We start from the raw sequence: 5,331 nt of genomic DNA, 5'->3' as shown, positions 1-5,331 counted from the left end.
GTTTATCAACGCCGCTCAGATGTCCGCAATGTGCCGCCGCCTGCACTACGTCAGGGTACTCTGGGCGGTGGCTGAGATGAAATGGCGGCAAGCGGCGGTATTTGGCGCGCCCGGCGTGACAATGGTGGGCACTCAAAACATTGGGAAATTTTTGTAGAGCTGACCGGCTGAGGTCCGCTTTGCGCCCTCATTTCTGTCATTAAAGGCTCGCGTTCACGCCCCGAAAAGCTGCCATTAATGGCGGCGCTTCTGCCGCCAAACGCTTCGCGCGCGATAACCGCTTCGAATAGGATGTTTGGAGATAATGCGGGAACAGCGTCACCGGATGCGGCAAGAGGTTGCCCAGCCATTCGACGCCGTCAAGAAAGCGAGTAAAGGAATTGCGGGAGGATGGCCGATCGGCGGGGAGAGTGGGCTCCTCGGGCGGCTTCGGAAATTCGGTCATCAATAGGCCCTAGCCGTGCCAACTAGCTGTGGGCAACCGCCCCAATTGTAACGCGTCTATTCTGCGCGCGCCTTCAGTCGGGGGATGGGCTGGTGTGTGTGTCACGATAGCGCCGTATTCTCTTTGCTGATCGAACGACCTCGGCAAGCGGACGAGTTCCGCATCTTGCTGGGGAACGGCGCTGAGACATCAATCGAAGACCTTGCTGGTTGCAACTGCTTCGCAATATAGATAGGCCCCGGCCAACTCTCGGAGAAGCATGATGAAAATGATTTCCTTATCGGCGATCGCGATAAGCACTTTTTTTCTGGCAGCGTGCGGGAACGGTGCCGACGACACCGCTGATGGTGCCGGGGCGGGCGAAGTGAATCTCTATACTGCCAGACACTACGATAGTGACCTTGAGCTCTACGAGCGTTTCACGAGAGAAACAGGTATTACAATCAACCGCGTAGACGGTAACGCCGATCAGCTTATTGCGCGAATGCGGAGCGAGGGAGAGCGCAGTCCTGCGGACCTTTTCATTACAGCAGATGCAGGCGCGCTTTGGCGAGCGGAGGAAGCAGGCGTTCTTCAACCGGTCCGATCCAACCTTCTGTCGGAGCGCGTTCCGGCCAACCTACGTGAGCCGAGTGGTAATTGGTACGGCTTTACGCGTCGTGCTCGGGTCGTTGCCTATAATCCTGAGCGGGTCCAAGCTGACGAAGTGGACAGCTATGAAGATCTCGCTTCGCCACGCTTCCGCGACCGCCTTTGCGTGCGCTCCTCCGACAACATCTACAATCTTTCGCTCGTCGGCGCACTAATTGAAGCGTGGGGCGCCGAGCGCACCGAAGAATGGGCGCGCGGTATCGTCGCCAACATGGCGCGTCAGCCTGAGGGCGGCGACCGGGACCAGATCCGAGCTGTGGGAGCGGAAATTTGCGATGTGGCGATCACCAACAGCTATTATTTCATCCGGATGGAAAATGGCGAGGACGAAGGTGACCGCGAAATCGCCGGTCGGTTGGAACTGGCCTTTCCTTCGCTCGGAGGGGCGGGCAGTCACGTGAATATTTCCGGCGGGGGCGTCGCAGCCAATGCACCGAACCGCGAGAACGCCATTCGCCTTCTCGAATTTTTTGCATCCCCTGAGGTGCAGCAGCACTTCGCTCGCAACAATAACGAGTTCCCGGCAAGTCCAGCGGTTTCCGCTCCCACGCCGGTGGATTCCTATATTGATTTCGAAGCGCATCCGATGGCTGTCTCCGCCTTTGCGGAACACCAGCCCGAAGCGCAGGCGATCATGAGTAGGGTCGGGTGGCGTTAGGCGGAGCCTCCGCTGGCTCCTCATCGCTGGAGGAGCGCCGATGGCGACTCCCCAGCCTGTCATCCCTCCAATTATGGGCGCTGGCCGCGTCACTGATCGCCGTGATCCCGCTTGTCGGGGTCCTCGTCTCTGCTCTGTCAGGCCAAGGCGCCGACATTCCGCCGCGTGACCTTCTGCGCTATGGCTGGACATCTGCATGGCTCGCCCTTTTGGTCGGCGTTGGAACAGCTGTCCTGGGGTCGGTCGCTGCGTGGCTCGTGGTCATGTACCGTTTTCCGGGACGCACATTCTTTTCTTGGTCGCTTGCTCTGCCCCTTGCAGCTCCAGGGTTTGCGCTGGCCTATGCTTATACAGACCTGCTCGGCTCGGCAGGAGATTTGCGGATCTGGATGCGCGCCGCACTGGGTTTCGATCTCCCAGTCGAGATTCGCAGTACCGGCGGCGCCGCGTTTGTCCTCTCCTGCGCATTCTACCCTTACGTCTATCTTGCAATGCGCACGGCCTTTCTGGGCCAATCCGTCTCCGCACTGGAGGCAGCCCGTCTTCTCGGCTGCTCGCAGCTCGAGGCTTTCCGGCGCGCCGCACTACCATTGGCTAGGCCAGCTCTCGCGGCCGGCGTGGCATTAGCTGTTATGGAGACATTAGCGGATTACGGCGCGGTGCAGTTCCTGGCCGTGCAGACACTAACCACTGGCGTCGTGCGGGCATGGTCAGTTTTTGGAACAATAGCCGGGGCAGCGCAGCTCGCACTCCCGCTCTTACTCGCCGCGGCGGTGCTGTTGTGGGTCGAGCGTAACGCTCGCACCGGTCGCAGTCACGATAGCGCAAGGGTTCAGCCTCGTCCGCTCCCGGTTTCGACCTTGCGAGGCTTCAGAGCAGCGGCCGCAACCTTCTTCTGCGCCGGTCTTCTGACGACCGCGCTGCTGCTGCCCTTCGCATGGCTCATTCACAACGCCCTCGATCACGAGCCTGACATTCGTCGCCTTATCGATGCCGCCGGGCACAGTCTCACGATGGGAATCGGGGGCGCTGTCGTGACCACAGCTCTGGCACTGCTACTGGCCCTTGGGGCTACACGAGCCCCGAAGTTGGCCCGGATTGCGAGTCTTGGCTATGCGACGCCCGGTGCCGCCATCGCGATCGGGCTTCTCATGCCGGCAGCTGCCGTCTGGCAAATCGTACCCATGGCCTCCACCTTCTGGGTAGGCATAGGTCTGCTCGTCTATGCCTACGCAGCACGATTGATGGCGGCAGCGCTAGAACCGATTGATGCAGGTCTGGCACGGGTCACGCCGTCGATGGTATGGGCCAGCCGCACGCTCGGCCGTACGGAGGCCGGAGCGGCATGGTTCGTCCAAGTGCCGGTTGCGCGCGGCGCGCTTCTCACTGCAGCGTTGATTGTATTCGTAGACATACTGAAGGAACTGCCTGCGACGTTAATCCTGCGTCCTTTTGACTTCGATACCTTGGCCGTGATCGCCAACAATTATGCGTTGGACGAGCGTCTAGGCCAAGCGGGCTGGCCGTCCGTTCTCATCATCGTTCTGGCTCTGCCGCCGACAATCTGGCTCAGCCGAAAGATTGCGGTCTCGAGACCCGGAAGCTAGATCCGAGACGTGCACAATCCCCGACCCCCAGGAGTGACCGTCCGTTCTGTGACGAAGCGCTTTGGCGATGTACTCGCTGTAGACGAGGTGGCCTTCGAGCTTCATGCAGGGCGAATTACCTGCCTGCTCGGGCCTTCAGGTTGCGGCAAAAGCACGCTGATGCGCATCATCGCGGGGCTCGAAGCCGCGGACGAGGGGGAAATCGAAGCTGAAGCACGACTGCTTGAGGGAGCTGGCGTCAGAGTGCAGCCGGAGCAGCGACGGATTGGGCTCGTCTTTCAGGACTTTGCGCTGTTCCCACACCTCACCGCATTGGCGAACGTTACCTTCGGCCTAAAAGGAAAGCCGGCTGCGGAGAAACGCAAAATCGGGATGGAATTGCTCGACCGCTTCGGGCTGGCAGATCGTGCCTCGTCTTGGCCGCACAACCTGTCGGGCGGCGAGCAGCAGCGCGTCGCAATTGCACGTGCGCTCGCGCCTCGCCCAAGCGCGCTGCTTCTCGACGAGCCTTTCTCGGGGCTTGACGGCGATCTCCGAGCGCATTTACGAGTTTCGGTCCTTACCGGGCTTCGCGACAGCGATGCTGCCGTCTTGATAGTCACCCATGATCCTGAAGAAGCAATGTTGCTCGGAGACGATCTGCTGCTGATGTCTGAAGGGCGAGTCATCCAAAGAGGCACGCCCGAAGAATGTTATCGGCGACCGCGTTCTGCCGTGGCGGCACGTTTGCTGGGACGAGCCAATGTCCTTGCAGCGGTTGTGGAGTCGGGTCGAGCAGAGTGCGCTTTTGGCAGTTGGCCAGTGGAGCAATGGCCCGACGGGCCAGCGACCGCTATGCTGCGACCGGAAGCGCTACGACCTTCAACGAACGGAGTGGCCGCCGAAGTCGTAGCAGTACACTTCGGCGGGGTGTGGTACGAGGTGCACCTGAGGGTAGGAGAACAACGAGCAACTATGCGCCTGATAGATCAGCCTCCAGCTGTGGGCGACGTCTTGAAAATAGATATTGCTCCACAACATGCTGCGCTGTTGGAGCAAGCTTGATAGCTCTAAGACCGCATTCACTAAAAGATGCAGTCAGACTGACTTCGCAATAAGTGTGGAGTTCCGTTGCAAAGCTAGCACAGTATGTACCAAGTTCTAGTCCGCCGTTCGCACCGTGTCGGCAGGAAATTCCAGCTCAATCCACTAGCCAGAACGTACAAAACCGAATGGAAATTCTCGCGTAACGCGCAGGTCTAGGCATTCTTTTCGGCAGCCTTACGAAGAGCCTGTACCTCGTCGCTTAGGATGCGCAGCTGCCGCAAGATATCCTCGCGCTCGCCATGCGCTTCCTCTTCAGTCGTCTCAGACATGGCGGTTACGATCACGCCGATAAAGAGGTTCAGTACGATGAAGGCGGTAATCAGGATGAAGGGCACGAAGAAGGCCCATGCATAGGGAAATTCCTCCATTACGGGGCGGACGATTCCCATTGACCAGCTTTCCAGCGTCATAATCTGGAAGAGCGAATAAAGCGATGCCCCTAAACTCCCGAACCATTCTGGAAAAGCCGCGCCAAACAGCTTCGTCGCCATAACCGCGCTGATGTAGAACAGCAGCACCAGCATTAGAATCACCGTTCCGATGCTTGGGATGGCACTAAATAGACCGACAACCACTTTCCGCATGCTGGGCACGACCGATAGCAGTCGAAGCGCGCGCAGGATGCGTAGCGCACGCAAGACGGAGAACTGTTGGGAGGCTGGCACCAAAGCCACACTGACGATCACGAAATCGAAGATATTCCAGCCACTGCGGAAAAAGCTCAGACGGTATGCGAACATCTTCATCGCAAGCTCTACTACGAATATCGCGATTGCAATGCGGTCGAGCATGAGCAGGATCTCGCCGAAACGCTCCATTATCGTCGGCGAGGTCTCCAGCCCCAATCCGATCGCATTGATCACGATCACAGCGGTGATGATGTG

At 59.1% G+C, this 5,331-nt stretch carries 5 protein-coding genes; 3 read left to right on the top strand and 2 right to left on the bottom strand.

Annotated features, from left to right (window positions below; all coding sequences use genetic code 11):
• Positions 1-199 precede the first annotated feature (199 nt).
• A complete protein-coding gene (locus tag ACGHJ7_RS14560; protein WP_390479129.1) occupies positions 200-445 on the bottom strand; it encodes a hypothetical protein in 246 nt (81 codons plus the stop codon).
• 259 nt (positions 446-704) lie between these two features.
• Here ACGHJ7_RS14560 and ACGHJ7_RS14555 point away from each other — a divergent pair, with 259 nt between their 5' ends.
• From ACGHJ7_RS14555 to ACGHJ7_RS14545, 3 genes are all read left to right on the top strand, one after another.
• On the top strand, positions 705-1,754 hold the full coding sequence (locus ACGHJ7_RS14555) for an extracellular solute-binding protein (RefSeq protein ID WP_390479128.1): 1,050 nt from the start codon (positions 705-707) through the stop codon (positions 1,752-1,754).
• A gap of 101 nt (positions 1,755-1,855) precedes the next feature.
• The gene (locus ACGHJ7_RS14550) at positions 1,856-3,361 is read left to right on the top strand and encodes an ABC transporter permease (protein ID WP_390479126.1); all 1,506 of its coding nucleotides are present in this window, start codon (positions 1,856-1,858) and stop codon (positions 3,359-3,361) included.
• 48 nt (positions 3,362-3,409) lie between these two features.
• Complete coding sequence (locus ACGHJ7_RS14545) at positions 3,410-4,405, top strand: ABC transporter ATP-binding protein (protein WP_390479124.1); 996 nt, start codon at positions 3,410-3,412, stop codon at positions 4,403-4,405.
• Between the two features lie 194 nt (positions 4,406-4,599).
• Here ACGHJ7_RS14545 and ACGHJ7_RS14540 read toward each other — a convergent pair.
• The coding region (locus ACGHJ7_RS14540) for an ion transporter (RefSeq protein ID WP_390479122.1) at positions 4,600-5,331 on the bottom strand (732 nt) is incomplete at its 5' end.

It is taken from the genome of Altererythrobacter sp. MTPC7 (assembly GCF_042851395.1).
Lineage (GTDB): Bacteria > Pseudomonadota > Alphaproteobacteria > Sphingomonadales > Sphingomonadaceae > CAJXSN01.
Note: the sequence above shows the minus strand (reverse complement) of the source record. Positions and strands in the feature narration are given on the sequence as shown.